Annotated in this window: 22 protein-coding genes and 1 pseudogene; 14 read left to right on the forward strand and 9 right to left on the reverse strand. The window is 74.8% G+C overall.

The window, feature by feature from the left end; genetic code table 11:
- Window positions 1–77: 77 nt before the first annotated feature.
- The 3 genes from ABZ861_RS11795 to ABZ861_RS11805 all read left to right on the forward strand — a co-directional run bounded on the left by ABZ861_RS11795 (window position 78) and on the right by ABZ861_RS11805 (window position 2,562).
- The gene (locus ABZ861_RS11795) at window positions 78–1,028 is read left to right on the forward strand and encodes an ROK family protein (protein ID WP_361627639.1); all 951 of its coding nucleotides are present in this window, start codon (window positions 78–80) and stop codon (window positions 1,026–1,028) included.
- 98 nt (window positions 1,029–1,126) lie between these two features.
- A complete protein-coding gene (locus ABZ861_RS11800; protein WP_361627642.1) occupies window positions 1,127–1,321 on the forward strand; it encodes a hypothetical protein in 195 nt (64 codons plus the stop codon).
- A 149-nt stretch (window positions 1,322–1,470) separates the two neighbouring features.
- Entirely contained in the window at window positions 1,471–2,562 is a 1,092-nt protein-coding gene (locus tag ABZ861_RS11805; RefSeq protein WP_361627645.1) for an NUDIX domain-containing protein, read from the forward strand.
- Between the two features lie 315 nt (window positions 2,563–2,877).
- Here ABZ861_RS11805 and ABZ861_RS11810 read toward each other — a convergent pair whose 3' ends face one another.
- Window positions 2,878–4,233, reverse strand: a complete 1,356-nt coding sequence (locus ABZ861_RS11810; RefSeq protein WP_361627648.1) for a dipeptidase — start codon at window positions 4,231–4,233, stop codon at window positions 2,878–2,880.
- A gap of 214 nt (window positions 4,234–4,447) precedes the next feature.
- Between ABZ861_RS11810 and ABZ861_RS11815 the strand changes: the two genes are divergently transcribed.
- Window positions 4,448–5,725 carry a geranylgeranyl reductase family protein gene (locus ABZ861_RS11815; RefSeq protein WP_361627651.1) on the forward strand — a complete coding sequence of 426 codons (1,278 nt, stop codon included), beginning with the start codon at window positions 4,448–4,450 and terminating at the stop codon, window positions 5,723–5,725.
- 53 nt (window positions 5,726–5,778) lie between these two features.
- Here ABZ861_RS11815 and ABZ861_RS11820 read toward each other — a convergent pair whose 3' ends face one another.
- The gene (locus ABZ861_RS11820) at window positions 5,779–6,240 is read right to left on the reverse strand and encodes a nitroreductase family deazaflavin-dependent oxidoreductase (protein ID WP_361627654.1); all 462 of its coding nucleotides are present in this window, start codon (window positions 6,238–6,240) and stop codon (window positions 5,779–5,781) included.
- Between the two features lie 129 nt (window positions 6,241–6,369).
- Between ABZ861_RS11820 and ABZ861_RS11825 the strand changes: the two genes are divergently transcribed.
- From ABZ861_RS11825 to ABZ861_RS11835, 3 genes are all read left to right on the forward strand, one after another.
- Entirely contained in the window at window positions 6,370–7,059 is a 690-nt protein-coding gene (locus ABZ861_RS11825) for a TetR/AcrR family transcriptional regulator (protein WP_361627657.1), read from the forward strand.
- 107 nt (window positions 7,060–7,166) lie between these two features.
- Window positions 7,167–8,537, forward strand: a complete 1,371-nt coding sequence (locus ABZ861_RS11830; protein WP_361627660.1) for a sensor histidine kinase — start codon at window positions 7,167–7,169, stop codon at window positions 8,535–8,537.
- Window positions 8,534–9,199 carry a response regulator transcription factor gene (locus tag ABZ861_RS11835; RefSeq protein WP_361627663.1) on the forward strand — a complete coding sequence of 222 codons (666 nt, stop codon included), beginning with the start codon at window positions 8,534–8,536 and terminating at the stop codon, window positions 9,197–9,199. Before ABZ861_RS11830 ends, ABZ861_RS11835 begins: the two co-directional genes overlap by 4 nt.
- A gap of 94 nt (window positions 9,200–9,293) precedes the next feature.
- On the opposite strand, the gene ABZ861_RS11840 is transcribed toward ABZ861_RS11835, so the two are convergent.
- Complete coding sequence (locus ABZ861_RS11840; protein ID WP_361627899.1) at window positions 9,294–10,457, reverse strand: MFS transporter; 1,164 nt, start codon at window positions 10,455–10,457, stop codon at window positions 9,294–9,296.
- A gap of 77 nt (window positions 10,458–10,534) precedes the next feature.
- A complete protein-coding gene (locus tag ABZ861_RS11845) occupies window positions 10,535–11,134 on the reverse strand; it encodes a hypothetical protein (RefSeq protein ID WP_361627665.1) in 600 nt (199 codons plus the stop codon).
- A gap of 172 nt (window positions 11,135–11,306) precedes the next feature.
- Here ABZ861_RS11845 and ABZ861_RS11850 point away from each other — a divergent pair, with 172 nt between their 5' ends.
- The gene (locus tag ABZ861_RS11850; RefSeq protein ID WP_361627668.1) at window positions 11,307–11,690 is read left to right on the forward strand and encodes a luciferase family protein; all 384 of its coding nucleotides are present in this window, start codon (window positions 11,307–11,309) and stop codon (window positions 11,688–11,690) included.
- 359 nt (window positions 11,691–12,049) lie between these two features.
- Here ABZ861_RS11850 and ABZ861_RS11855 read toward each other — a convergent pair whose 3' ends face one another.
- Complete coding sequence (locus tag ABZ861_RS11855; protein ID WP_361627671.1) at window positions 12,050–12,829, reverse strand: DeoR/GlpR family DNA-binding transcription regulator; 780 nt, start codon at window positions 12,827–12,829, stop codon at window positions 12,050–12,052.
- 172 nt (window positions 12,830–13,001) lie between these two features.
- Here ABZ861_RS11855 and ABZ861_RS11860 point away from each other — a divergent pair, with 172 nt between their 5' ends.
- Together ABZ861_RS11860 and ABZ861_RS11865 are read left to right on the forward strand one after the other, a co-directional pair.
- On the forward strand, window positions 13,002–13,883 hold the full coding sequence (locus ABZ861_RS11860; protein ID WP_361627674.1) for a sugar isomerase: 882 nt from the start codon (window positions 13,002–13,004) through the stop codon (window positions 13,881–13,883).
- A gap of 77 nt (window positions 13,884–13,960) precedes the next feature.
- On the forward strand, window positions 13,961–14,827 hold the full coding sequence (locus tag ABZ861_RS11865) for a class II fructose-bisphosphate aldolase (RefSeq protein ID WP_361627677.1): 867 nt from the start codon (window positions 13,961–13,963) through the stop codon (window positions 14,825–14,827).
- Here the strand turns inward: ABZ861_RS11865 and ABZ861_RS11870 are convergent.
- Window positions 14,817–15,950 (reverse strand): methyltransferase, encoded by a 1,134-nt coding sequence (locus ABZ861_RS11870; RefSeq protein ID WP_361627680.1) that lies wholly within the window; start codon window positions 15,948–15,950, stop codon window positions 14,817–14,819. The two genes, ABZ861_RS11865 and ABZ861_RS11870, sit on opposite strands and share 11 nt — an antisense overlap.
- A gap of 117 nt (window positions 15,951–16,067) precedes the next feature.
- Between ABZ861_RS11870 and ABZ861_RS11875 the strand changes: the two genes are divergently transcribed.
- Complete coding sequence (locus tag ABZ861_RS11875) at window positions 16,068–16,718, forward strand: alpha-ketoglutarate-dependent dioxygenase AlkB (protein WP_361627683.1); 651 nt, start codon at window positions 16,068–16,070, stop codon at window positions 16,716–16,718.
- A 37-nt stretch (window positions 16,719–16,755) separates the two neighbouring features.
- Window positions 16,756–17,997, forward strand: coding sequence for an ROK family protein (locus tag ABZ861_RS11880; protein WP_361627686.1), 1,242 nt, complete (start codon window positions 16,756–16,758; stop codon window positions 17,995–17,997).
- A 74-nt stretch (window positions 17,998–18,071) separates the two neighbouring features.
- Here the strand turns inward: ABZ861_RS11880 and ABZ861_RS11885 are convergent.
- A pseudogene (locus tag ABZ861_RS11885) lies at window positions 18,072–18,176 on the reverse strand (phosphotriesterase); the annotation flags it as partial.
- A gap of 199 nt (window positions 18,177–18,375) precedes the next feature.
- On the opposite strand from ABZ861_RS11885, the gene ABZ861_RS11890 reads away from it, so the two are divergent.
- A complete protein-coding gene (locus ABZ861_RS11890; RefSeq protein WP_361627689.1) occupies window positions 18,376–18,663 on the forward strand; it encodes an SHOCT domain-containing protein in 288 nt (95 codons plus the stop codon).
- Window positions 18,664–18,826: 163 nt separating this feature from the next.
- Here the strand turns inward: ABZ861_RS11890 and ABZ861_RS11895 are convergent, their stop codons facing one another.
- A complete protein-coding gene (locus ABZ861_RS11895) occupies window positions 18,827–19,372 on the reverse strand; it encodes an ATP-binding protein (protein ID WP_361627691.1) in 546 nt (181 codons plus the stop codon).
- Between the two features lie 597 nt (window positions 19,373–19,969).
- On the opposite strand from ABZ861_RS11895, the gene ABZ861_RS11900 reads away from it, so the two are divergent.
- Window positions 19,970–21,094 carry a PLP-dependent cysteine synthase family protein gene (locus ABZ861_RS11900; RefSeq protein WP_361627694.1) on the forward strand — a complete coding sequence of 375 codons (1,125 nt, stop codon included), beginning with the start codon at window positions 19,970–19,972 and terminating at the stop codon, window positions 21,092–21,094.
- Between the two features lie 39 nt (window positions 21,095–21,133).
- Here the strand turns inward: ABZ861_RS11900 and ABZ861_RS11905 are convergent, their stop codons facing one another.
- A complete protein-coding gene (locus tag ABZ861_RS11905; RefSeq protein WP_361627697.1) occupies window positions 21,134–21,961 on the reverse strand; it encodes a DeoR/GlpR family DNA-binding transcription regulator in 828 nt (275 codons plus the stop codon).
- Window positions 21,962–22,241 lie beyond the last annotated feature (280 nt).

Below are 22,241 nucleotides of genomic sequence, written 5' to 3' on the forward strand. Positions count from 1 at the left end.
TGGCCCGCGCCCTGCCGCGAGGCCGGCCCGCACCCACCTCTTGGTCCTTTCACGGTTGACGGGGAGATCCGACTCTGATGCACACCGACCTCGTGGCCGCGCTCGACATCGGCGGCACCAAGATCGCCGGAGCGCTGGTGGACGGCCAGGGAGGCATCCTGGTGCGCGCCCAGCGCGCGACGCCCGCGCGGGAGGACGGCGACACCGTCATGGGCGCGGTGGCCGAGGTGCTGGGCGAGCTGGCCGCGTCGCCGCTGTGGGAGCGGGCCGCGGCGCTGGGCATCGGCAGCGCGGGCCCGGTGGACGCCTCGGCCGGAACGGTGAGCCCGGTCAACGTCCCCGGCTGGCGCGACTATCCGCTCGTCGAGCGCGCCTCGGCCGCGGCCGGGGGGCTGCCGGTGGAGCTGATCGGCGACGGAGTGGCGATCACGGCCGCCGAGCACTGGCAGGGCGCCGCGCGCGGCCATGACAACGCCCTGTGCATGGTGGTCTCCACCGGCGTCGGCGGCGGTCTGGTCCTGGGCGGCCGGCTGCATCCCGGGCCGACCGGCAACGCGGGCCACATCGGCCACATCAGCGTCGACCTGGACGGCGACCTGTGCCCGTGCGGCTCGCGCGGCTGCGTCGAGCGCATCGCCAGCGGCCCGAACATCGCGCGCCGGGCGCTGGAGAACGGCTGGCGGCCGGGCCCGGACGGCGACGCCTCCGCCGCCGCGGTGGCCGCCGCCGCCCGCGCCGGCGACCCGGTCGCCGTGGCCTCCTTCGCGCGTGCCGCGCGCGCCCTGGCCGCGGGCATCGCCGCCGCCGCGACCCTCGTGGAGATCGACATCGCGGTGATCGGCGGGGGAGTGGGCAAGGCGGGGGACGTGCTCCTCGACCCGCTGCGCCGGGCCCTGGCCGACTACGCCACCCTCGCCTTCGTACGGCGCCTCACGGTCGTCCCGGCGCGGATGGGCACCGACGCCGGTCTGGTCGGCGCCGCTGCGGCAGCCCTCGCGGCGCGGACGAACGCCGCCGCCGGAGTGTGAGGGCGGGAGCGGGCGGAAGCCGCCGCGCGACGGCGGCCGAAGCGGCGGCCTCTTCGCGGCGGCCGTGACCCATCGCCGGGTGAAGCGTTGACCCGGTCATGAAGAAGCGCAGCATGCTGGCCCTCGCCTCCCTCGCCACCGGCTTCGTGGTGGCCGCCGTCTCCCCGTCGCACGCCGTCGACCACGACACGCTCGGCGACCTCCACGTCAAGGACACCGTCGGCACGATGGACCGCCTGGTCGGCCACGACGGCCTGGCCGTGGACGACGACGCCCTCGGGCAGGGCGCGTAAGGCCGGCGGGCCCCTCCCGCCCGAACCGAGCGGCGCCGGACCCCCGCCGCGGGGGACCGGCGCCGCCGGGTGCGTTCCCTCAACTGGGGCTGGTTTCCGTGGCAGGGTGGAGCGGGCAAGCCCAGGAGGTCAACAGAAGAGGGGGAACCGTGACCGTCGTCTGGATCAACGGCACGTTCGGTGCGGGCAAGACCACGACCGCGCGGGAACTGATCGACCTGATCCCGAACAGCACGCTCTTCGACCCCGAGGTCATCGGGGGCGCGCTCACCCACCACCTCCTGCCGGCCAAGCACCTCGCCGAGGTCGGCGACTTCCAGGACCTCCCCATCTGGCGCCGCCTGGTGACCGACACGGCGGCGGCGCTGCTCGCCGAACTGGGCGGCACCCTCGTGGTCCCCATGACCCTGCTCCGCCAGGACTACCGCGACGAGATCTTCGGCGGCCTCGCCGCCCGCCGCGTCGGCGTCCGGCACATCCTCCTCGCCCCGGCCGAAACGATCCTGCGTGCACGCATAGCCCGCCGCGAGGTCCCCTCCGACCTCCCCGACGGCGAGACGCGCGTACGCCAGTGGTCCTACGACCACCTCCAGCCCTACCGCGCCGCCCTCGCCTCCTGGCTCGCCGCGGACGCCCATCCCGTCGACACCAGCGCCCTCACCCCGCGCGAGGCGGCCGTCCGCGTCGCCGAGGCCGTCGGCAGCGGCGCCGCGCCGCTCTGCGACATCGTGCAGACCCCGGAACCCGCCGCGGAGACCGTCGCCTCGGGCGTCCTCCTCTTCGACGAGCAGGACCGGGTGCTGCTCGTCGACCCCACCTACAAGCCCGGCTGGGAGTTCCCCGGCGGTGTCGTGGAGCCCGGCGAGGCCCCGGCCCGCGCGGGCGTGCGCGAGGTCGCCGAGGAGACGGGGATACGGCTCGCGGAGGCGCCCCGGCTGCTCGTCGTGGACTGGGAGCGGCCGTCGCCCCCCGGCTTCGGCGGCCTGCGGCTGCTCTTCGACGGCGGCCGGGTCGACGCCGCGACGGCGGGGCGGCTGCGGCTGCCCGGCCCCGAGCTGCGCGCCTGCCGCTTCGTCAGCGAGCGCGAGGCCGCCGCGCTGCTGCCGCCCGTCCGCTACGAGCGGCTGCGCTGGGCCCTGCGGGCGCGCGAGCGGGGCGCGGCACTGTACCTGGAGGCAGGCGTCCCGGTCGGCGCTGAGCCTCCTGGGACGCCCCGCACCGTCGTCTCGGTCGGCGGCTGAGCCTCCTGGGACGCCCGCACCATCATCCCCGTCGGCGGCTGAGCTTCCTGGACGCCCCGAGCCGTGGAGCGGCCGTTCAGCGGCCTGGTGCGGCGGCGCCCGAGGGAAGTCCGCGAGCGCGTCGCGGTCCTCTCGCCGACCCGAGTGAGCCGGTCGCCCCGGCCCGGCAGGCGAAGTCCCGCCGCGCGGGCAGCCCGATGCCCAGGGCTCGGCCATGCGAGCGGCGCTCACCCCGTCCCGCCGCGCCGGCTACCTCGATGCCCAGGTCTCAGCCGTGCGCGCGCCGCGCTCCCCGCTCCGTCGCGCCGGGACGGCTCAGCCGGCCGCGTACCCGCGCAGGAACAGGGCCTCCGTGATCGACAGGCGCTCCAGTTCCTCCGGGGAGACGCTCTCGTCGACGGCGTGGATCTGCGCCTCGGGCTCGCTCAGGCCGATGAGCAGGATCTCGGCCTTCGGGTAGAGCGTGGCGAGGGTGTTGCACAGCGGGATGGAGCCGCCCTGGCCCGCGTACTGCATCCGCTCGCCGGGGTAGGCGACGGCCATCGCCTCGGCCATCGCCCGGTAGGCCGGGCTGTCGGTGTCGGCGCGGAACGGCTGGCCCTGGCCGACCTGCTGCACGCGCAGCCGCGCGCCCCACGGCGTGTGCGCCTCCAGATGGACCTGGAGCAGCTTGGTCGCCTCGCCCGCGTCCACGCCCGGCGGCACGCGCAGGCTGACCAGCGCGCGGGCGCCGGCCTGCACGGACGGCGTGGCGCCGACCACCGGCGGGCAGTCGATGCCGATGACGGTGACCGCCGGCCGGGCCCAGATCCGGTCGGCCACGGTGCCGGACCCGGTCAGCCGCACGCCGTCCAGCACCTTGGCGTCCGCGCGGAACTGCTCCTCGTCGTACTGGAGGCCGTCCCACACGCCGTCGCCGGGCAGGCCGTCGACGGTCGTCGAGCCGTCCTCGGCGCGCAGCGAGTCCAGCGCGCGGATCAGCGCGGCGAGCGCGTCCGGGGCCGCGCCGCCGAACTGGCCGGAGTGCAGGTTGCCCTCCAGGGTGTCGACCTCGACGCGGAGCATGGTCATCCCGCGCAGCGTGGCCGTCACGGTCGGCAGACCGACGCGGAAGTTGCCGGTGTCGCCGATCACGACGGCGTCGGCGGCCAGCAGCTCGGGGTGCTCCTCGGCGTAGCGCTCCAGGCCGCCGGTGCCCTGTTCCTCCGAGCCCTCGGCGATCACCTTGACGGCGACCGGCACGCCGTCGGCGGCCTTCAGAGCGCGCAGGGCGAGCAGGTGCATGATGAGGCCGCCCTTGCAGTCGGCGGCGCCGCGCCCGTACCAGCGGCCGTCGCGCTCGGTCAGCTCGAACGGCGCGGTGGTCCAGGCGCTCTCGTCCAGCGGCGGCTGCACGTCGTAGTGGGCGTACAGCAGAACCGTTTTTGCACCCTCGGGGCCGGGCAGGTGGCCGTACACCGACTGGGTGCCGTCCGGGGTGTCGAGCAGCCGGACGTCCGTGAAGCCCTCGGCGCTCAGCGCGTCGGCGATCCAGCGCGCGGCGCCCTCGCTCTCGCTCCTGGGGAACTGGTCGAAATCCGCCACCGACTGGAACGCCACCAGCTCGGCCAGTTCCTCCTTGGCCCTGGGCATGAGGGAGGCGACGGTCTCCGCGACCGGATGCGACGGCATGGGAACGCTCCTTGTGCTGAAAAGGTCGTGCCGCCGCGCGCCGGTGCGGCGCCCGCGGGCACTTCCGTCTTGCAGATGATCGTGTCGGCGCGGCCGCGTCCTGCCGGACGGGTCGCCCACCTGCCGATCCTCCCACAGCGGTCCTCGGCGCCGGTCCCCGTAGGATGCGGGGGACAGCAGAGGCAGCCGGCTTGATCTGGAGCGGTAGACCATCGTGAGCAGCGAGAACTCTTCGGCGGACGACGTGCAGCAGGTGTGGGATGTCGTCGTGGTGGGCGCGGGACCGGCGGGGGCGTCGGCGGCCTACGCGGCGGCGGTCGCGGGACGGCGCGTGCTGTTGCTGGAGAAGGCGGAACTGCCGCGCTACAAGACGTGCGGCGGCGGCATCATCGGTCCCTCGCGCGACGCGCTGCCCCCCGGCTTCGAACTCCCGCTGAAGGACCGGGTGCACGCGGTCACCTTCTCCAGCAACGGCCGCTTCACCCGCACCCGGCGCTCCCGGCAGATGCTGTTCGGGCTGGTCAACCGGCCCGAGTTCGACCAGCGGCTCGTCGAGCACGCGCAGAAGGCGGGCGCCGAGCTGCGCACCGGCGTGACCGTCGTGCGGGTGGAGCAGCACGGCTCGGCGGTGCCGGACCGGCGCACCGTCGCCGTCGTCCTGCAAGACGGCGAGACCGTGCTCGCCCGCGCCGTGGTCGGCGCCGACGGCAGCGCCAGCCGCATAGGCGCCCATGTCGGCGTGAAGCTGGACCAGGTCGACCTCGGCCTGGAGGCGGAGATCCCGGTGCCCGAGACCGTCGCCGAGGACTGGCGCGGGCGGGTCCTGATCGACTGGGGCCCGATGCCGGGCAGTTACGGCTGGGTGTTCCCCAAGGACGACACGCTCACGGTCGGCGTGATCTCGGCGCGCGGCGAAGGCGCGGCCACCAAGCGGTACCTGGAGGACTTCATCGCCCGCCTCGGCCTGGCCGGCTTCGAGCCCAGCGTCTCCTCCGGGCACCTGACCCGCTGCCGCGCCGACGACTCGCCGCTCTCCCGCGGGCGGGTGCTGGTGTGCGGCGACGCGGCCGGGATGCTGGAGCCGTGGACCCGCGAGGGCATCTCCTTCGCGCTGAGGTCCGGGCGGCTCGCCGGGGAGTGGGCGGTGCGGATCGCGGAGGCGCACGACGCGGTGGACGCGCGCCGCCAAGCCCTGAACTACGCCTTCGCGATCAAGGCGGGGCTCGGCGTGGAGATGGCCGTCGGCCGCCGCATGCTGGCGGCCTTCGAGCGCCGCCCCGGCCTCTTCCACGCCGCCCTGACCGGCCTGCGCCCCGCCTGGAAGGCGTTCAAGGAGATCACCCAGGGCGCGACCTCCCTGGGCGAGCTGGTCCGCACCCGTCCGCTGGCCCAGCGCGCCCTGACCGCAATGGACCGGCGCCAGGAGGCGACGGCCGCGACCGCCGCCGAGGAGGCCCCGGAGGAGGACGACACGGTCACTTCGCAGCCGTGACGCGGGAGGAAGAAGCGGTCACTTCGCGGCCGTGATCCGGGACGGCGACGAGGTCACTTCACGACCGTGATGCGGAAGACCGGGTGGTCGGGCGCGGCGGCGGCGATCTCCTCGTCGGAGGAGGCGGCCGTCACGCCCCGGAAGTAGTCGTCGACCTGCCAGCCCCAGCGCTCCAGGTAGGTCCGCAGCACGGGGAGCTTCTCGGCGTCGGGCAGCTCCACCGCCGTGAACGGGCGGACTCTGCGCCCGACGCGCAGCTCCCCGCCGCCCGCCGCCCGCATGTTGCGCACCCACTGGGAGTGGCCGCGGGCCGAGACCAGGTACTGGGCGCCCTCGTAGGTGTGCGGGTTCACCGGGATGCGTTGGAGCGCGCCGGACTTCCGGCCGCGCACCGACAGCTCGGCGCTGCCGGCCAGGCTGAGCCCGTGCCGCGCCAGCCAGCCGATGACCCGGTTGAACCGGCCGCCCCATGTGCTGCCTTCGAGGTAGTACGGCGACGATGACGACGATGACATGGCAACCCCCGAGAAGTAAGTGAGAGCAGTGCTCTCGTTCGAGAGCAGTGTGCACGGGGGCAGGGCTCCGATGCAAGAGCAGTGCTCTCTTTTGTGTGCGGTGCTCCGAAAACGTGGGAGACTCGGCCCATGACATCCGCAGCAGGCGCACGGGCTCGGGCCAGGACGGAGATCACCTCCGCGATCAAGGACGAGGCCCGCCGACGGCTCGCCGCCGAGGGCCCGGCGAAGCTCTCGCTGCGCGCCGTGGCCCGCGAACTCGGCATGGTCTCCTCCGCGCTCTACCGGTACTTCCCGAGCCGGGACGACCTCCTGACCGCGCTGATCATCGACGCCTACGACTCCCTCGGCGAGGCCGCCGAGGCGGCCCACGCGAAGGCCGCCGACGCGGCCCCGCTGGCGCGCTGGACCGCCGTGTGCGAGGCGGTGCGCGAGTGGGCGCTCGCCCGCCCGCACGAGTACGCCCTCATCTACGGCTCGCCCGTGCCCGGCTACGCCGCTCCCGAGACCACCGTCCCGCCCGCGGCCCGCGTCGGGCTCCTTCTCATCGGCATCGTCCGCGACGCCCACGCGAAGGGCGTCCTTACCGAGCCCGTGCTCCCGGCCGAACTGCGCGAGGAGGCCGAGCGGATGACGGCCGATCTCGCCCCCGGACTGCCTCCCGGGGCGACGGCCGCCCTGGTCGCCGCCTGGGCACAGGTGTACGGGCTGGTCGGCTTCGAGCTGTTCGGGCAGTTCCACCGGGTGGTGGAGGACCGCGATCCGTTCTTCCGGCAGGCGGTGGTCCGGCTCGCCCAGGGCGTGGGACTGGACCGCTGACGTCCGCTCTCCGGCCGTGCGCGGACCGGCCGTACTCCCCGGGGAGTACGCCTGATCACCTCGGCGGGCCGACGCGCCCCGCGTCACAGGCGTCTAGCGTGGCCGCCATGGAAGAGCAGCGCGCACGCCGGGACGGGCCGCCCCGGCAGCGGCACGGGCCGCCCGCGCGGTGGCGTCGTCCCGTGTCCTTCGGGCGCCGCCGCGACGGCGCGGACGCCTCCGGCGCCCACTGGCCCGTCGCCTCGACCGCGCTGCTCACGGCCCTGGTGCTGATCGGCACGCACGTCGCCGCCCGCCACCAGCAGGGCCACCGCGAGCCGCTGGACGCGGGCGCCTACGCGCTGCTGATCGCCGCCTGCGGACCGCTGCTGTGGCGCCGGCGACGTCCGGTACCGGTGGTGTACGGCACGGCGGCCGTCACGCTGGCCTACCTGGCCGCCGGATACCCCTACGGACCGGTGGTCCTGGCCGTCGCGGTCGCCTGCTTCGCCGCCGTCGTCTCCGGACGCCGCCGCGCCGCCTGGACGGCCGTCGGCCTGCTCTGGGCCGGACACACGCTCATCGCTCTCTGGCTCTACCGGTGGCTGCCGCCGCCCGGCGGCGCCGCTGCCCCTTGGTCGCAGCAACTCGTCGTCGCGACCTGGGTGGTCGCCGTGCTCGCCGTGTGCGAGGTGGCCCGCGTCCGCCGCGAGCAGTGGGCCAGGGACCGCGCCGAGCGCGCCCAGGCCGCCCGGCGGCGTGCGGACGAGGAGCGCCTGCGGATCGCCCGCGAGCTGCACGACGTCCTCGCCCACAGCATCTCCGTCATCAACGTGCAGGCGGGCGTCGGACTCGCGCTGCTGGACAGCGACCCGGAGCAGGCGCGCACGGCGCTCACCGCCGTCAAGGCCGCGAGCAAGGAGGCGCTGGACGAGGTGCGCCAGGTGCTCGGCGCCCTGCGCGCTCCCGGCGACGCCCCGCGCGCCCCGGCGCCGGGCCTGGACCGGCTGCCCGAACTCGTGGAGCAGGCGGCGAGCGCCGGCCTCACGGTCGAGATCGAGGGCACCGCCCCCGGACTGCCGCCCGGCGCCGACCTCGCGGCCTTCCGCGTCGTGCAGGAGGCGCTCACGAACGTCGTCCGGCACTCCGGCTCCCGGCGGGCGCGCGTGCGCTTGGACCTCACGGGCGGCACGCTGCGCCTGCGGATCGACGACGACGGACCGGCGACCGGCACCGACGCGGGCGGCAGCGGCCACGGCCTGGCCGGCATGCGGGAGCGGGCCGCCGCCCTCGGCGGCGCCATCGAGGCGGGCCCACGACCCGACGGCGGCTGGCGGGTGTCGGCCGCGCTTCCGCTGACGACCGGGACGGCGGCGCCGGCCGAGGACGGCCCGGCGAGGGGCGCGGCGGCTCCGTCAGGCGCCGCGGGTCAGACCGGCGACGCCCCCGCCGCCGCGGAGCCGTCGGCCGCCCAGAAGGCCGAGAGGGAGGAGCGGTGATCCGCGTCCTGCTCGCCGACGACCAGTCGCTGGTGCGGGCCGGGTTCCGGGCGCTGCTCGACGCGCAGCCCGACATCACCGTCGCCGGGGAGGCCGCCGACGGCGAGGAGGCGTTGCGCCAGGTGCGCGCCCTCCGTCCCGACGTGGTGCTGATGGACATCCGGATGCCGGAGCTGGACGGCCTGGCCGCCACCCGCCGCATCACCGGCGACCCCGGCCTCGCGGACGTCAAGGTCGTCATGCTCACCACGTTCGAACTGGACGAGTACGTCTTCGAGGCGATCCGCTCCGGCGCCTCGGGATTCCTCGTCAAGGACACCGAACCCGACGAACTCCTGCGCGCGGTCCGGGCGGTGGTCGGCGGCGACGCCCTGCTGTCCCCCTCGGTCACGCGCCGCCTGATCGCGGAGTTCGCCGCCCGTTCCAAGGAGCCCGCGGGCGCGGGCGCCCTCGCCCGCCTCACCGAGCGCGAACGCGAGGTCATGGCCCTAGTCGGCATCGGCCTGTCCAACGAGGAGATCGCCCGGCGCCTGGTGGTCAGCCCCCTCACGGCCAAGACCCACGTCAGCCGCACGATGGTCAAACTCGGCGCCCGCGACCGCGCCCAACTGGTCGTCCTCGCCTACGAGTCGGGCCTCGTGCGGCCGGGCTGGCTGGGCTGAGCCCCGGCCTGTTCCGCCGGGAGCGACGCGCGCTTCGTGAACGGACGCGGTTCCGACGTGCAATCCGCGACCGGACGGGGCGTCCGACCGTCACTCACTCGGCGTTCACCCGTCGCGTCGCGAGCCCGATCGCGGCGGCGACCGCCGCCAGGGCGGCCACGCTGGTCAGCGCCGTCGGCAGGGAGAGGCGGTCGGCCATGAGCCCGATGGCCGGGGGGCCGAGCAGCATGCCGCCGTAGCCGAGCGTGGAGGCGGTGGCGACGCCGCCGGGGCCGGCGAGGGCCCCGGCGCGCTCCATGGCGACGGGGAAGAGGTTGGCGAGCCCGAGCCCGGTCACGGCGAAGCCCAGGAGCGCCGTCCACACCGACGGCGCGAGGGCGCCGAGCAGCATGCCGGCCGCGCCGGTCGCGCCTCCGGCCACGATCGTCGGGGTGCGGCCCAGGCGTTCGAGGAGAGCGGTCCCGGTCAGCCGTCCGACCGTCATCGCGAGGGCGAAGCAGGAGTAGCCGGCCGCCGCGACGCCCGGCGAGGCGCCCAGGTCCTGCGTGAAGTGGAGCGCCCCCCAGTCGGCCATCGCCCCCTCGCCGTACGCGGTGCACAGCGCGACCAGGCCCAGGACGGCGACGAGGGAACGCGTGCGGCGGTCCAGCCTGCGGGCGCCCGGCGCCTCGGGCCGCTCCCGGTCCACCGGTCGCGGCGACGGGAGCCGCAGCAGCGCGCGGCCCGCGACGGCGGTGACCAGCAAACCGGTCGCGGTCAGGCACAGCAGGTGCTGAAGCGGGGACAGGAACCCGGCCACCAGGCCGCCGAGCCCGGCCCCCGCCATCCCGCCGAGGCTGAAAGCGGCGTGGAAGCTCGGCATGATCGGCCGCCGCAGCGCGGCGATCAGGTCGACGGCGGCGCTGTTGAACGCGACGTTGAGGGCGCCGTAGGCGGCGCCGAAGACCAGCAGCACCGCGCCCAGGGCCGGGGCCGAACGAGCGAGCGGGGGGAGGGCGACGCTGAGGGAGAGCAGCACGGCGCACGCGACGGTGACCGGATGGCTGCCGTAGCGGCGGCACAGCCGCCCGGTGAGCGTCATCGTGATCACCGCCCCGGCGGAGACGCCGAGGAGCGCCAGCCCGAGGGCGCCGGCCGAGGCGTGGGTCTGGTGCTTGACGGCCGGGATGCGGACCACCCACCCGGCGAAGACGAAGCCGTCCAGGGCGAAGAACGCGAGGAGGGCGACCCGGAGCCGGGTCAGGGCGACGTCCGGCACGGCACGGGGCGGGTCGGTTTTGTTCAATATCGGCACAAAGTCAGGCTAGGAGAGCGTCAGCTCCCTAGCAAGGAGCGTCAGCCGGTCATGCGCCCCCAGCGCGCGTCCGCCCGCGCCCATTCCTCGTCCCACTGCGCGAAGCGGCGGCGGTCGAGCCGGGACCGGACGAGCTTGGCGCCGCCCAGGACCAGACCGGCCGCGGCCGCCCCGGCCCACAGCCCGCCCAGCACCGACTGGAAGGCCGTGTCGGCGGCGGAGGCGGGCGCGGGCGTCAGCGTGCCGTGCCCATCGGTCCACACCGTGATGTGCGAGCCCGGTCGCGCGTCGGCCGGGACCCGGGTCCGGTCCGTGTGCGCCGAGCCGTCCGGACCGCTCCAGCGCACCGTCGCCCACGCCAGGCCGCCGCTCGCCGGTCGGAAGCCCCCGTGCGCCGCCTCCCGTGTCAGCACGGCCGTCACCGGGCGGCTCTCCTCGCGCACCCGCTGCGCGCCGCGCTCCATCGCGCCGCCGGTGAGCGTCCCCGCCAGCAGGCCGCCGGCCAGGGCGAGCACCCAGGCCGCGAGCAGGATCCACGCCTCCACGACGTCGCTGGTCCGGCGCATCGGGTTGCGCCGCCACCGCCACAGTCCCTTTCGCGCACGACGTGTCACCTTCGACACCCCCTCGTGAGCACTCACGGCCCCTCCTGCCAGTGTGCCCCCAGGAGGGATCAGGGTCCCCTGCGCGTGCCGAACGAGCGGAACTTCGTTTCCTCGTCACCGCGCCGCGTTGCGGCCGGATTCGGACACGGATCGGTTAAGCCTGCCGCACGCGCCGGTTGCCGTGCGGTGAGCGCGCCATGATGGATTCATGACGCTCGCCACGCGTGCCTTCGCCCAACTGGCCACCTGGCCCGATCTGATGGAAGCGACACCGAGCTGCGGCAACGGGAGGGCGGTCAGCTCGGCGCAGGGGGAGATCGCCCACTTCCACTCCGACCGCGACGTGGACCTGCACCTCACCTGCCGGGCGGTCCGCCGCCTCGCGGCCGACCTGAGACGCTTCGCCGCCGTCCGCGTCGTGCCGGGCTCGTCCTGGGTGACGATCCGCCTGGACGCCTCCGCCGACGTCGACCTGCTCCTGTCGCTGACGAGCGTGGCGCTCAAGGCGCTCCAGAGCGCTCCCGGCGAGGACCGCGGCACCGCTCCCGTCGGCTGCAACGACGTCCGCGGCGTCGGCTTCATCCGCGCCTGAACGGCTCGCGGCGCCCCGCCCGTCCGGACCGGACCCGCCCGTACCGGACCCGCCCGTACCGGACCCGCCCGTACCGGACCCGCCCGTACCGGACCCGCCCGGACGTCTGCGCGCTTGATCTCTCGCGCACCGGAATCTCGCGCGCCTGAGCTTCTTGTGACACCTCGCGCCCGCGTCCCTCGTGGCGCCCGCACGCACCGTCATCCCCTACGGCGCCCGCACGCGCCCTCACCCCCTGCGGCGCGCCCGCACGCCTCCCGCGCCGTGAACTTCCTGCGCGCCGCGGACATACCCGCGCGCCGTACGCGGCTCCGCCGCGTCCCCGGACGCCTCAGACGGTGACGACCCGCACGCCCGCCTCAGACGGTGACGACCCGCACCCCCGCCTCTTCGAACCGGCGCACGGCGTCCCGCGCCGCCGCCTCGTCCGTGACCAGGGTGTGCACCGACTCTGCCGCGCAGATGCGGGCGAAGGCGCGTCCGCCGAGCTTGCTGGAGTCCGCGGCGACGACCACGCGTGTGGCCCGCTCGCACAGCAGCCGGTTGACGGCGGCCTCCGCCTCGTCGTGCGCCGCCGCTCCGTGCACGACGTCGAAGGCGACCACTCCGAGGACCGCCACGTCCAGGGTGATCTGGCCGAGCACGCCGTCCGCCAGCGGGCCGATCAGCTCGTAGGACTGCGGACGGGCCACCCCGCCGGTCACCACGATCTTGAACTGGGGCCGTACCGCCAGTTCGTTGGCGATGTTGAGCGCGTTGGTGACGACCGTCAGGGCGGGGGCGCCGGCGGCCAGATCGGCGCGGACCGCCAAGGCGCGGGCCACCTCCGTGGTGGTCGTGCCGCCGGTCAGGCCCACCGCCTCGCCCGGCGCCACGAGATCCGCGACCGCGCGGGCGATGCGCTGCTTCTCGGAGGCGTGACGGGCCGTCTTGTAGCGCAGGGGGAGTTCGTAGGAGACGCCGTGCACGACCGCGCCGCCCCGGGTGCGCACCAGCATCTGCTGCTCGGCGAGCTGGTCGAAGTCGCGCCGGATAGTCGCGGCCGACACCGCGAGGTCGGCCGCCGCCTCGTCGACCTCCAGGCGGCCGCGCTCGACCAGCAGCTCCAGCAGCGCCTTCCAGCGCGCGTCGCGCGACATCGGCGGCCTCGCCTCCCTCAAATCCCCAGTCGGCCCAGTCAGCCGTCTGTCCGGTCGTCCTCGTCCCCGACCTTCGCGACCATAACCCACCGCAGGTCCCGCCAAATGCTTGAAGTTGCTCGAAAGGCGGCGCTATCTTGCACGAACAATCATGAGCTGGAGGGTGTGCCCCATGAGCCATGTCGAGCACGAACTGACCAGCCAGCCCGACTGCTGGCGCCGCGTCGCGGCAGACGCCGCCGGACACGCCGCGGCGCTTCCGGCGCCGGGGGAGCGGGTGGCGGTCGTCGGCTGTGGTACGTCGTACTTCATGGCGCAGGCCGCCGCCGCGCTGCGCGAGGGCGCGGGGCACGGCGAGACCGACGCCTTCGCCGCCTCCGAGTTCCCCCGCGGCCGCTCCTACGACCGCGTCGTCGCCCTCACCCGCTCCGGCACCACCACCGAAGTCCTCGACCTGCTCAAGGCGCTGAAGGGGAGCACGCGCACCACGGCCGTCACCGCGGACCCCGGCGCCCCGGTCATGTCCGCCGCCGACGACGTGGTCGTGCTCGACTACGCCGACGAGCGCTCCGTCGTGCAGACCCGGTTCGCCACCACCGCGCTCACCCTGCTGCGCGCTCATCTCGGCCTGCACACCGACGCCGTGGTCGCGGACGCCCGCACGGCGCTGTCCGAGCCGCTGCCCGACGGGCTGCTCGACTGCACCCAGTTCACCTTCCTGGGCCGCGGCTGGACCGTGGGCCTCGCCAGCGAGGCCGCGCTCAAGATGCGCGAGGCGTCGCTGTCCTGGACCGAGGCGTACCCGGCGATGGAGTACCGGCACGGCCCCATCAGCGTCACCACTGGCGGCACCGCCGCCTGGATGCTCGGCAGCGCCCCCGAGGGACTGGCCGAACAGGTCCGCGCCACCGGCGGACTGTGGATCGAGGGCCGCATCGACCCGCTCGCTGACCTCGTGCGCGCCCAGCGCCTCGCGGTCGCCGTCGCCGCCGCCCGCGGTCTCGACCCGGACCGGCCGCGCCACCTGACTCGCTCGGTGATCCTCACCCCCTGACGGTCGCCCGGCGCCTCCCCGGCACCCCGGCGCCTCCGCGACACCCCGTCGTCCACTGCCCACGGAAAGGACAGGCCGTGCCGCTCGCTCCCACTGCCGGGCTGGTCGCCGGCGCCGTCGCCGCGCGCTCCGCCGTCGTCGCCTTCAACGTCATCACGCTGGAACACGTCGAGGCCGTCGTCGCCGGCGCCGAGGCGGCCGGTGCGCCCGTCGTCCTCCAGATCAGCGAGAACGCCGTCCGGTACCGCTACGGGCGGCTGCTGCCGCTCGCCCGCACGGCGGCCGCCGCCGCCGAACGCGCCGCCGTGCCCGTCGCGCTGCACCTGGACCACGTGCAGAGCGACGACCTGCTGCGCCAGGCCCCGGACGCCGGCTTCGGCTCCGTGATGTACGACGCCGCCCACCTGCCGTACGCCGAGAACCTCGCCGCGACCCGGGCGGCCGCCGCATGGGCCCACGCCCAGGGGCTGTGGATCGAGGCGGAGCTGGGGGAGGTCGGCGGCAAGGGCGGCCGGCCGCCGCTCGACGCCCACGCTCCCGGCGCCCGCACCGACCCCGGCGAGGCGCACGCGTTCGTCGCCGACTCCGCGGTGGACGCCCTGGCCGTGGCCGTCGGCAACGCGCACGCCATGACCGAGCGCACCGCCGCCCTCGACCACGACCTCGTCAAACGCCTGGCCGGCGCGCTGGACGTGCCGCTCGTGCTGCACGGCTCCTCCGGCGTGCCCGACGCGGAGCTGGCCGCCGCGGTGGCCGGCGGCATCGCCAAGGTCAACGTGGGCACCGCCCTCAATCTGGCCATGACCGGCGCGATCCGCGCCTTCCTCGCCGCCCACCCCGAAGCGGTCGACTCCCGCACCTACCTCAGCGTCGGCCGCGAGGCCATGGCCGCGGAGGCCGAACGGCTCATCGGCGTGGTCGGCACGCCCCCCGCTACCGTCTGACCGCCCGCAGCACCACGAACTTCGGGTCGCTCGCCACCAGTCGGCACTCGCCGAACATCCGGCGCAGCGTCACGTGGTAGCCCAGGTGCCGGTTGCCGACCACCCACAGCTCGCCGCCGGGACGCAGCGCGCGCCGCGCCCCGGCGAACATCCGCCCCGCGGCGGCGTCCGTCGTCGCGTGGTGCGAGTGGAACGGCGGATTGTTGAGCACCAGGTCCACGCTGCCGGCCGGTTCCCCGGCCAGTGCGTCGCCGACCCGGAACTCGGCCTTCCCCGGTGCCCCGTTCGCTCGATAGGTCGCCTCGGCGGAGGCCGCCGCCTGGAACGACTCGTCCGTGAACAGCACCTCGGCGCCGGGACGCGTCAGGGCCATCGCCGTCCCCACCACGCCGTTGCCGCAGCCCAGGTCCACCACCCGGCGCGCACCGGCGCCGTCCGGCAGGTGCCGCAGGAAGAAGCGGGTGCCGACGTCGAGCCGGTCGGCGCAGAACACGCCCGCGTGGTTGACGACCGGCCGCCCGGAGAGCACGCCGACGTCCTCGGGCAGCGTGTAGCGGTACGGCCACGGATTGGCCGGCCGTTCGAGCGCCGGGTCCGGGACGCAGTGGATCAGCCGGGCCTTGCGCCAGGCCAGCGAGGTCCGGGTCGGGCCCAGGACACGCTCGAACAGGGTGAGGGTGGAGGTGTGGATCTCCTTCACCATGCCCGTGCCGACGACGACCGTGCCCGGGTGCACCGAGGGCGCCAGCCGCAGCAACTGGTCCTCCAGCAGCGCGAGGCTCTTGGGCACCCGCACCAGCAGCACGTCGATCCGCTCGGGCGGCGGATCCTGCGTGGTGAGCAGCCGGACGGCGCCGGCGTCGGCGCCGTCCCGCGCGAGGTTGCGGCGGGTCGCCTCCTGCCCGAGGAAGGAGTCGGTGATCTGCACCGGCGCCCGCTCGGCCAGCGCCGTCGTCAGCGCGCCCCACCGGTCGCCGACGACCACGACCGTCCCGGACAGGTCGGTCGCCTCCTCGGCCAGGTGCCGCAGCAGATACGCGTCGGAGGCGTCCCAGGCCCGCAGCCGGTCGCGCGGGTCCTCGGGGAACCGGGCCAGCGCGTGCTCGCCCCAGGGAGTCGTCATACGGTCGTTCATCGTCCGACCAGGCTAGCCGAGCCGCAGCTCAGGGCCGCTCCGGCCGGTCGGCGACGAGCGGCCTCCGCCGCGCCGCGGCGGCGTACGGTCCGGCAGGATGGAGCCATGGACGCCGAGCTGTTCCCCCGGGCCCGCACCGAGATCGCGCCGGGCGCGGTGCACGTGCCGGACTGGCTGGACGCGACGCGCCAGCGCGAGCTGCTGACCGCCTGCCGCCGTTGGGCGCGCGGGCCGGCCGGGCTGCGCACGGTGCGCACCCCCGGCGGCGGCACGATGAGCGCCCGCCAGGTCTGCCTGGGCTGGCACTGGTACCCGTACGCCTACGCGAAGACGGTCGTCGACGGCGACGACGCCCCGGTCAAGCCGTTTCCGCACTGGCTGGGCGACCTGGGACGGCGCGCGGCCGCGGACGCGCTCGGAGACCGGGCGGCCGAGGCGGCGGCGTACGACATCGCCCTGATCAACTTCTACGATGCCGAGGCGCGGATGGGCATGCACCGCGACGGCGACGAGAAGTCCCCGGCGCCCGTCGTCTCGTTCAGTCTCGGCGACGCCTGCGTGTTCCGCTTCGGCAACACCGAGAACCGGACGCGGCCCTACACGGACGTCGAACTGCGCAGCGGGGACCTGTTCGTCTTCGGCGGACCCTCCCGGCTCGCCTACCACGGCGTGCCGCGCGTCCACCCGGGCACCGCGCCGCCCGAGTTGGGCCTGACCGGACGGCTCAACCTGACGCTCAGGGTCAGCGGCCTGTAGGGAGGCCGCCCCAAGGGATCATGGGAGACTCGCCCTCATGAGCGGCAAGGCGGACCCCCGGACGGCGGGGGAAGGGACCACCACCTCCAGAACGCGGCTGGACCGGGGGCGCGGTGCGCTCGGGCCCGCCCTGGAACTCGTGCACACCGGACGCGCCCCGACCCGCGCCGTGCTCACCGCCGAGCTGGGGGTCACCCGGGCGACGGCCGGCGCGGTGGCCGCCGAACTGGAGGCACTGGGCCTGATCCGGGTGGACGCCCGGCCGGGTGCGGCGGCCGGTGCGCAGGGCCGCCCCTCGCACCGGCTCGCGGTCGCCGAGGAGGGCCCGGTCGCGCTCGCCGCCCAGGTGCACGCCGACGGCTTCCGCGCGGCCCTGGTGGGGCTGGGCGGCCGGATCGTGGCGACCGCGCCCGGCTGCGAGACCGTGGACGCCGACCCGGCGAAGGTGCTCGGCTCCGTCGTCGACGCCGGCGCCGAGCTGCTGCGCGCTTCCGGCCGCCGCTGCGTCGGCGCCGGGCTCGCCGTGCCGTCCGCGGTCGCCGAACCGGACGGCCTGGCCCTCAACCCGCTGCACCTGGCCTGGCCCGTGGGCGCGCCGGTGCGCCGGATCTTCGAGGAGCGGGTGCGCGCGGCCGGGATCACGGGACCGGCGTTCGCCGCGAACGACGTCAACCTCGCCGCGCTCGCCGAGCACCGGCACGGCGCCGGTCGCGGCGCCCGCGACCTGCTGTGCGTGGCCACCGGTCACCGGGGCGTGGGCGGCGCGCTGGTCCTGGACGGGCGGCTGCACACCGGCAGTTCGGGCCTCGCGCTGGAGGTCGGCCACCTCACGGTCCACCCGGAGGGCCGCCCCTGCCACTGCGGCAGCCGCGGCTGCCTGGACGTCGAGGCCGACCCGCTCGCGTTCCTCACCGCCGCGGGCCGCGCGCCCGGCCCGGAGGAGTCCCTGCTGAAGCAGTCGGAAGACCTCCTCCGCGACCACTACGACGACCCGTCCGTCCGCACGGCCGCCGAGGCCCTCGTCGACCGCCTCGGCCTGGGCCTGGCCGGCCTGGTGAACATCCTCAACCCGGACCGGATCATCCTCGGCGGACTGCATCGCACCCTGCTCGAAGCCGACCCCGGCCGGCTGCGCGCGGTGGTCGCCGACCGCAGCCTGTGGGGGCAGAGCGGCGGCGTGCCGATCCTGCCCTGCATCCTGGACCACAACAGCCTGGTCGGCGCGGCCGAACTGGCCTGGCAGCCCGTCCTCGACGACCCGCTGACCGCGCTGGCCTGACGCTCGGTCAAGGGAGTGGTGCCTGAGCGGGACGCGGCGGGCCGGACGTGACAGGCCGGACGTGACAGGCCGGACGGGCGCAGTCGGCGCAGCGGGTAAGGCATCCCAGGACCGCCGTCGACCGAGCGGGCGCCCGCGACCGCGGTGTCGCCGCCTGGCAGCAGCCGATCCCCGAACCCGGTCGTTGGTGCAGCAGAGAGGCAGAAGAGAGAGCGAGGCGTGCGGATCGCGGGGAAGCAGTCCCGGAGTGGTCGCGTACTCCCTCCGCGGTACTCACGCTGCCGCTGGCCGTACGACGACCTCGACCTCGCCCGGACGCGAAGATCGGTGCATCACCGCGGAGCCCGAAATGGTGGCTCGCGAAGGGAGATGAACGCGATGCAGACTCTGGCGGACTGGCACGGCGCCCCCGGGCCGTGGATCCTCCTCTTCCCGCTCGTCTGGGCGGCCGTGGTCGTCGGCGTCGTCACCGTGCTGCGGCGCGCGGCGCCGCGCGGGCCCGGCGGTCCGTGGCGCGGAACGGAAGGCCGCCTCGGCGGCGACGCGCCCCTCGCCGTCCTCGGCCGCCGCTTCGCGTCCGGCGAGATCGACGAGGACGAGTACTGGCGCCGACTGTCGGTCCTGGAGGAGCAGTTCGGCCGCCCGGACGGCCGCGGGACGCGATGACCGCGGCGGCCGGTGACGGCGTCCCGCCGCTCACGGACGGTCCGCCGCTCAAGGACGAACCGCCGGTCAGGGGCGGGCCGCCGGTCGCCTGACGGCCCGGGGCGCTGTGGCCCCCGGGCCGTCGTGACCGCCGCGAGCGGCGGACAGGCCGGTCACCGCCCGGTCAGCCGAGAACGGCGGACCGGGCGGGAGTGTGGACGGACGGTCTGTCGCCGTCGAAAAGGGGCTCGACGACCGTGAAACGGCGCACCGGCTGATCCAGGTCCGCCGGTCGGCGTATTCGCTTCGGCGCCGTGACCGGCCCGTTCGCCGTGGGCAGGGTGAACCACACCACCTTGCCCTGCTCGCCGTCCGGTCGTGCGCCCCAGCTCTCGCTCATCGCGGCCACCATCGCCAGTCCGCGCCCTTCGGTGGCGAGCGGTGCGATGGCGACCATGTCCTCCGCAACGGGAAGGCGCGGATCGCGGTCGTGCACGGACACGGTGAGCCGGTCCAGCAGGAGCTGAAGCTCGACGGTGCACGACTTGTCGGGCTGGGCGTGCTGGTGGACGTTGGTCAGCAACTCCGTCACACCGAGCGAGGCCCGGTCGATCAGAGTGTCCAGATGCCAGTAGCGCAAGTGCGCCGATACGATTCTGCGGACCTGGCCGATCCGCGACGGCAGGGCTTGGAGCTCCACCGTGCAGTGCCTGCTCGGGTGACTGATCACGGCTGCGACTCCCCGACGTTGAGGTCCGGAAGAACACGACGTTTTCGCGATGCGGCAGGACGCCTGCGTGACGCTGCCGCCTGCTGTTCTGACCGGCGGGCTGGTTCGCAGCGTTATCACCGGTAAACCCAGAGTGACGTGAGAACAGCGTGACGCAAGGGGTTGGACGCCGCAACTTCGGGCCGCCTTCCCGGCGCCCAGCCGGCGCGTGCACCGTGAACGCCGTCGGCGGACCGCCGGATCGCGGCCGGTCCGGATTCCCCGGCGCCCCCTCCCGCGCGTCCCGGGCGGTGAACTCCGGGCTTGCCCCTCGCTCCCCGCCCCTCTTCGTCCTGCGCGGTGCAGTCTGCTCCGCTGAGGCACGCGGCACCAGTGGGTGCGGGGTGTCCGCCGCCGGCGCCGGATGCATTCGCGCGCACGCGCCCCCACCCATGCGTTCGATGCGCCGCGCACGCGCCCTGGCGCGCGTTGCCCCAGGGCTGCCTTGGGGTCTTCCAAAGAGACGTTTATGCAGGTGAGAAGCGTGACGGAGGTGTCTATCATCGTCGGAGTCCGGCCGCGCGACGCGCCGTCGGCGCCCAGGGTGAGGAGTAGGCCGTGAGTACTGTCGAGCAGCGCCCGACCGGCGAGACCCTCGACGTCGACCGCAGCGACGCGGCATACCGCGACTGGCTGAAAGAGGCGGTCCGCAAGGTCCAGGCGGACGCGAACCGTTCGGCCGACACGCATCTGCTGAGCTTCCCGCTGCCCGAGGAGTGGGGCGTCGACCTGTATCTGAAGGACGAGTCGACCCATCCGACCGGCAGCCTCAAGCACCGCCTGGCGCGCTCGCTGTTCCTCTACGGCCTGTGCAACGGCTGGATCAGGCCGGACCGTCCGGTGATCGAGGCGTCCAGCGGTTCGACCGCCGTCTCCGAGGCGTACTTCGCCAAGCTGATCGGGGTGCCCTTCATCGCGGTGATGCCCCGCACGACCAGCGCCGAGAAGTGCCGCCTGATCGAATTCCACGGCGGCCGGTGCCACTTCGTCGACGACCCGCGCACGATGTACGAGGAGTCCGCCCGGCTCGCGGCGGAGACCGGCGGCCACTACATGGACCAGTTCACCTACGCCGAGCGGGCCACGGACTGGCGCGGCAACAACAACATCGCCGAGTCCGTCTTCCGCCAGATGCGCCGGGAGCGGTTCCCGGAACCGGCGTGGATCGTCGCCACCGCGGGCACCGGCGGCACCTCGGCGACGCTGGCACGCTATGTCCACTACATGCAGTACGACACCCGCGTCTGCGTCGCCGACCCGGACAACTCCTGCTTCTTCGAGGGCTGGACGACCGGCGACGCCGACGTCGGCTGCGACTGCGGCTCGCGCATCGAGGGCATCGGGCGGCCGCGGATGGAACCGAGCTTCGTGCCGGGCGCCATCGACCGGATGATGAAGGTGCCCGACGCGGCCGCCGTCGCCGCCGTACGGGCCCTGGAGACCGCCATCGGCCGCAAGGCGGGCGGCTCGACCGGCACCGGACTGTGGAGCGCCCTCAAGATCGTCGCCGAGATGGTGGCCGAGGGGCGCCGAGGCAGCGTGGTCACGCTGCTGTGCGACCCCGGCGACCGTTACCTCGACAAGTACTACTCGGACGCCTGGCTGGCCGAACAGGGCCTGGACTGCGGCCCGTACGCCGCGGCGATCGCGTCCTTCCTGGGCACCGGGACCTGGCCGAGCTGAGCGCCAGGGGCTAGGCGCCCCGCCCCATTGGCGTACCGGTCAGGCGTCCGCCTCGACGACCGGGGCGCCCGCCACCACCAGCCGCAGATGCTCCGGGATCTGCGCGCGCGCCTCGGCGGACAGGCCGTCATCGGTCACCAATGTGTCGATCTGCCCCAGCGCGGCGAACGAACTGAGGCCCACCACGCCCCACTTGGTGTGGTCGGCGACGACCACGACCCGTCGCGCGGACTGCACCAGCCGCCGGTTGGTCTCGGCCTCGGCGAGGTTCGGTGTGGACAGGCCCGCCTCGGCGGATATGCCGTGCACGCCCAGGAACAGCATGTCGAAGTGGAGCGCCGCGATGGCCTGGTCGGCCACCGGACCCACCAGGGAGTCGGACGGAGTGCGCACCCCGCCGGTCAGCACGACCGTCGCCGCGCCCTGCCGCTGTCCCGACGTGCGCAGCGCGGTGTGGAAGACGTCGGCCACCCGCACCGAGTTGGTCACCACCGTGAGGTCCGCCACCTCCACGAGATGATGGGCCAGGGCGTACGTCGTCGTACCGCCTGACAGGGCGATCGCACTCCCCGGCGCCACGAGCTGCGCCGCCGCCCGCGCGATGTCCTCCTTGGCCGTCGGCTCCAGACCCGACTTGGCCTCGAACCCCGGCTCGTGGGTGCTGGCCTCGATCACCGGAACCGCGCCGCCGTGCACCTTCTCCAGCATGCCCTGACGCGACAGCGCGTCCAGGTCGCGGCGGATCGTCATGTCCGACACGCCGAGCTTGCGGGTCAGTTCGTTGACCCGGACGCCGCCGCGGCGCCGGACCTCGTCGAGGATCAGGGCACGCCGCTGCTCCGCGAGGAGGTTCTGATTCTCACTCACGTACGCTCCGGTTCCTTTCGCCTCAGCCGTCCGAGCCGCCCGGCGCACCCGCTCCGGCGAGGAAGACCGCCGCTCGCCCGGTGCGCGGACGTCCCATCCTTTCACGGACGGCCGCACGCCGCGCCGTCGCCCGCGCCGGTTCCAGCCCGCCCCGCCGCCACCCCGTTCGGACGGATCGACCCCGAGTCGCCGCGGGCCGTGAGAGGCCGTGGCCCTGCCGTCCGCGCGGCCCCGGACGGCAGGGCGACACCCGGGGGAGAAGAGCGCTCCTAGCCCCGCG

The organism is Streptomyces sp. NPDC046985 (genome assembly GCF_040644415.1).
Lineage (GTDB): Bacteria > Actinomycetota > Actinomycetes > Streptomycetales > Streptomycetaceae > Streptomyces.

Excerpts from the sequence above, each read along its gene's own strand:
- ABZ861_RS11795 (WP_361627639.1), top strand. The coding sequence starts at position 78 with ATGCACACCGACCTCGTGGCCGCGCTCGACATCGGCGGCACCAAGATC.
- ABZ861_RS11800 (WP_361627642.1), top strand. The coding sequence starts at position 1,127 with ATGAAGAAGCGCAGCATGCTGGCCCTCGCCTCCCTCGCCACCGGCTTC.
- ABZ861_RS11810 (WP_361627648.1), bottom strand. The coding sequence starts at position 4,233 with ATGCCGTCGCATCCGGTCGCGGAGACCGTCGCCTCCCTCATGCCCAGG.
- ABZ861_RS11820 (WP_361627654.1), bottom strand. The coding sequence starts at position 6,240 with ATGTCATCGTCGTCATCGTCGCCGTACTACCTCGAAGGCAGCACATGG.
- ABZ861_RS11825 (WP_361627657.1), top strand. The coding sequence starts at position 6,370 with ATGACATCCGCAGCAGGCGCACGGGCTCGGGCCAGGACGGAGATCACC.
- ABZ861_RS11830 (WP_361627660.1), top strand. The coding sequence starts at position 7,167 with ATGGAAGAGCAGCGCGCACGCCGGGACGGGCCGCCCCGGCAGCGGCAC.
- ABZ861_RS11850 (WP_361627668.1), top strand. The coding sequence starts at position 11,307 with ATGACGCTCGCCACGCGTGCCTTCGCCCAACTGGCCACCTGGCCCGAT.
- ABZ861_RS11855 (WP_361627671.1), bottom strand. The coding sequence starts at position 12,829 with ATGTCGCGCGACGCGCGCTGGAAGGCGCTGCTGGAGCTGCTGGTCGAG.
- ABZ861_RS11860 (WP_361627674.1), top strand. The coding sequence starts at position 13,002 with ATGAGCCATGTCGAGCACGAACTGACCAGCCAGCCCGACTGCTGGCGC.
- ABZ861_RS11870 (WP_361627680.1), bottom strand. The coding sequence starts at position 15,950 with ATGACGACTCCCTGGGGCGAGCACGCGCTGGCCCGGTTCCCCGAGGAC.
- ABZ861_RS11875 (WP_361627683.1), top strand. The coding sequence starts at position 16,068 with ATGGACGCCGAGCTGTTCCCCCGGGCCCGCACCGAGATCGCGCCGGGC.
- ABZ861_RS11880 (WP_361627686.1), top strand. The coding sequence starts at position 16,756 with ATGAGCGGCAAGGCGGACCCCCGGACGGCGGGGGAAGGGACCACCACC.
- ABZ861_RS11890 (WP_361627689.1), top strand. The coding sequence starts at position 18,376 with ATGCAGACTCTGGCGGACTGGCACGGCGCCCCCGGGCCGTGGATCCTC.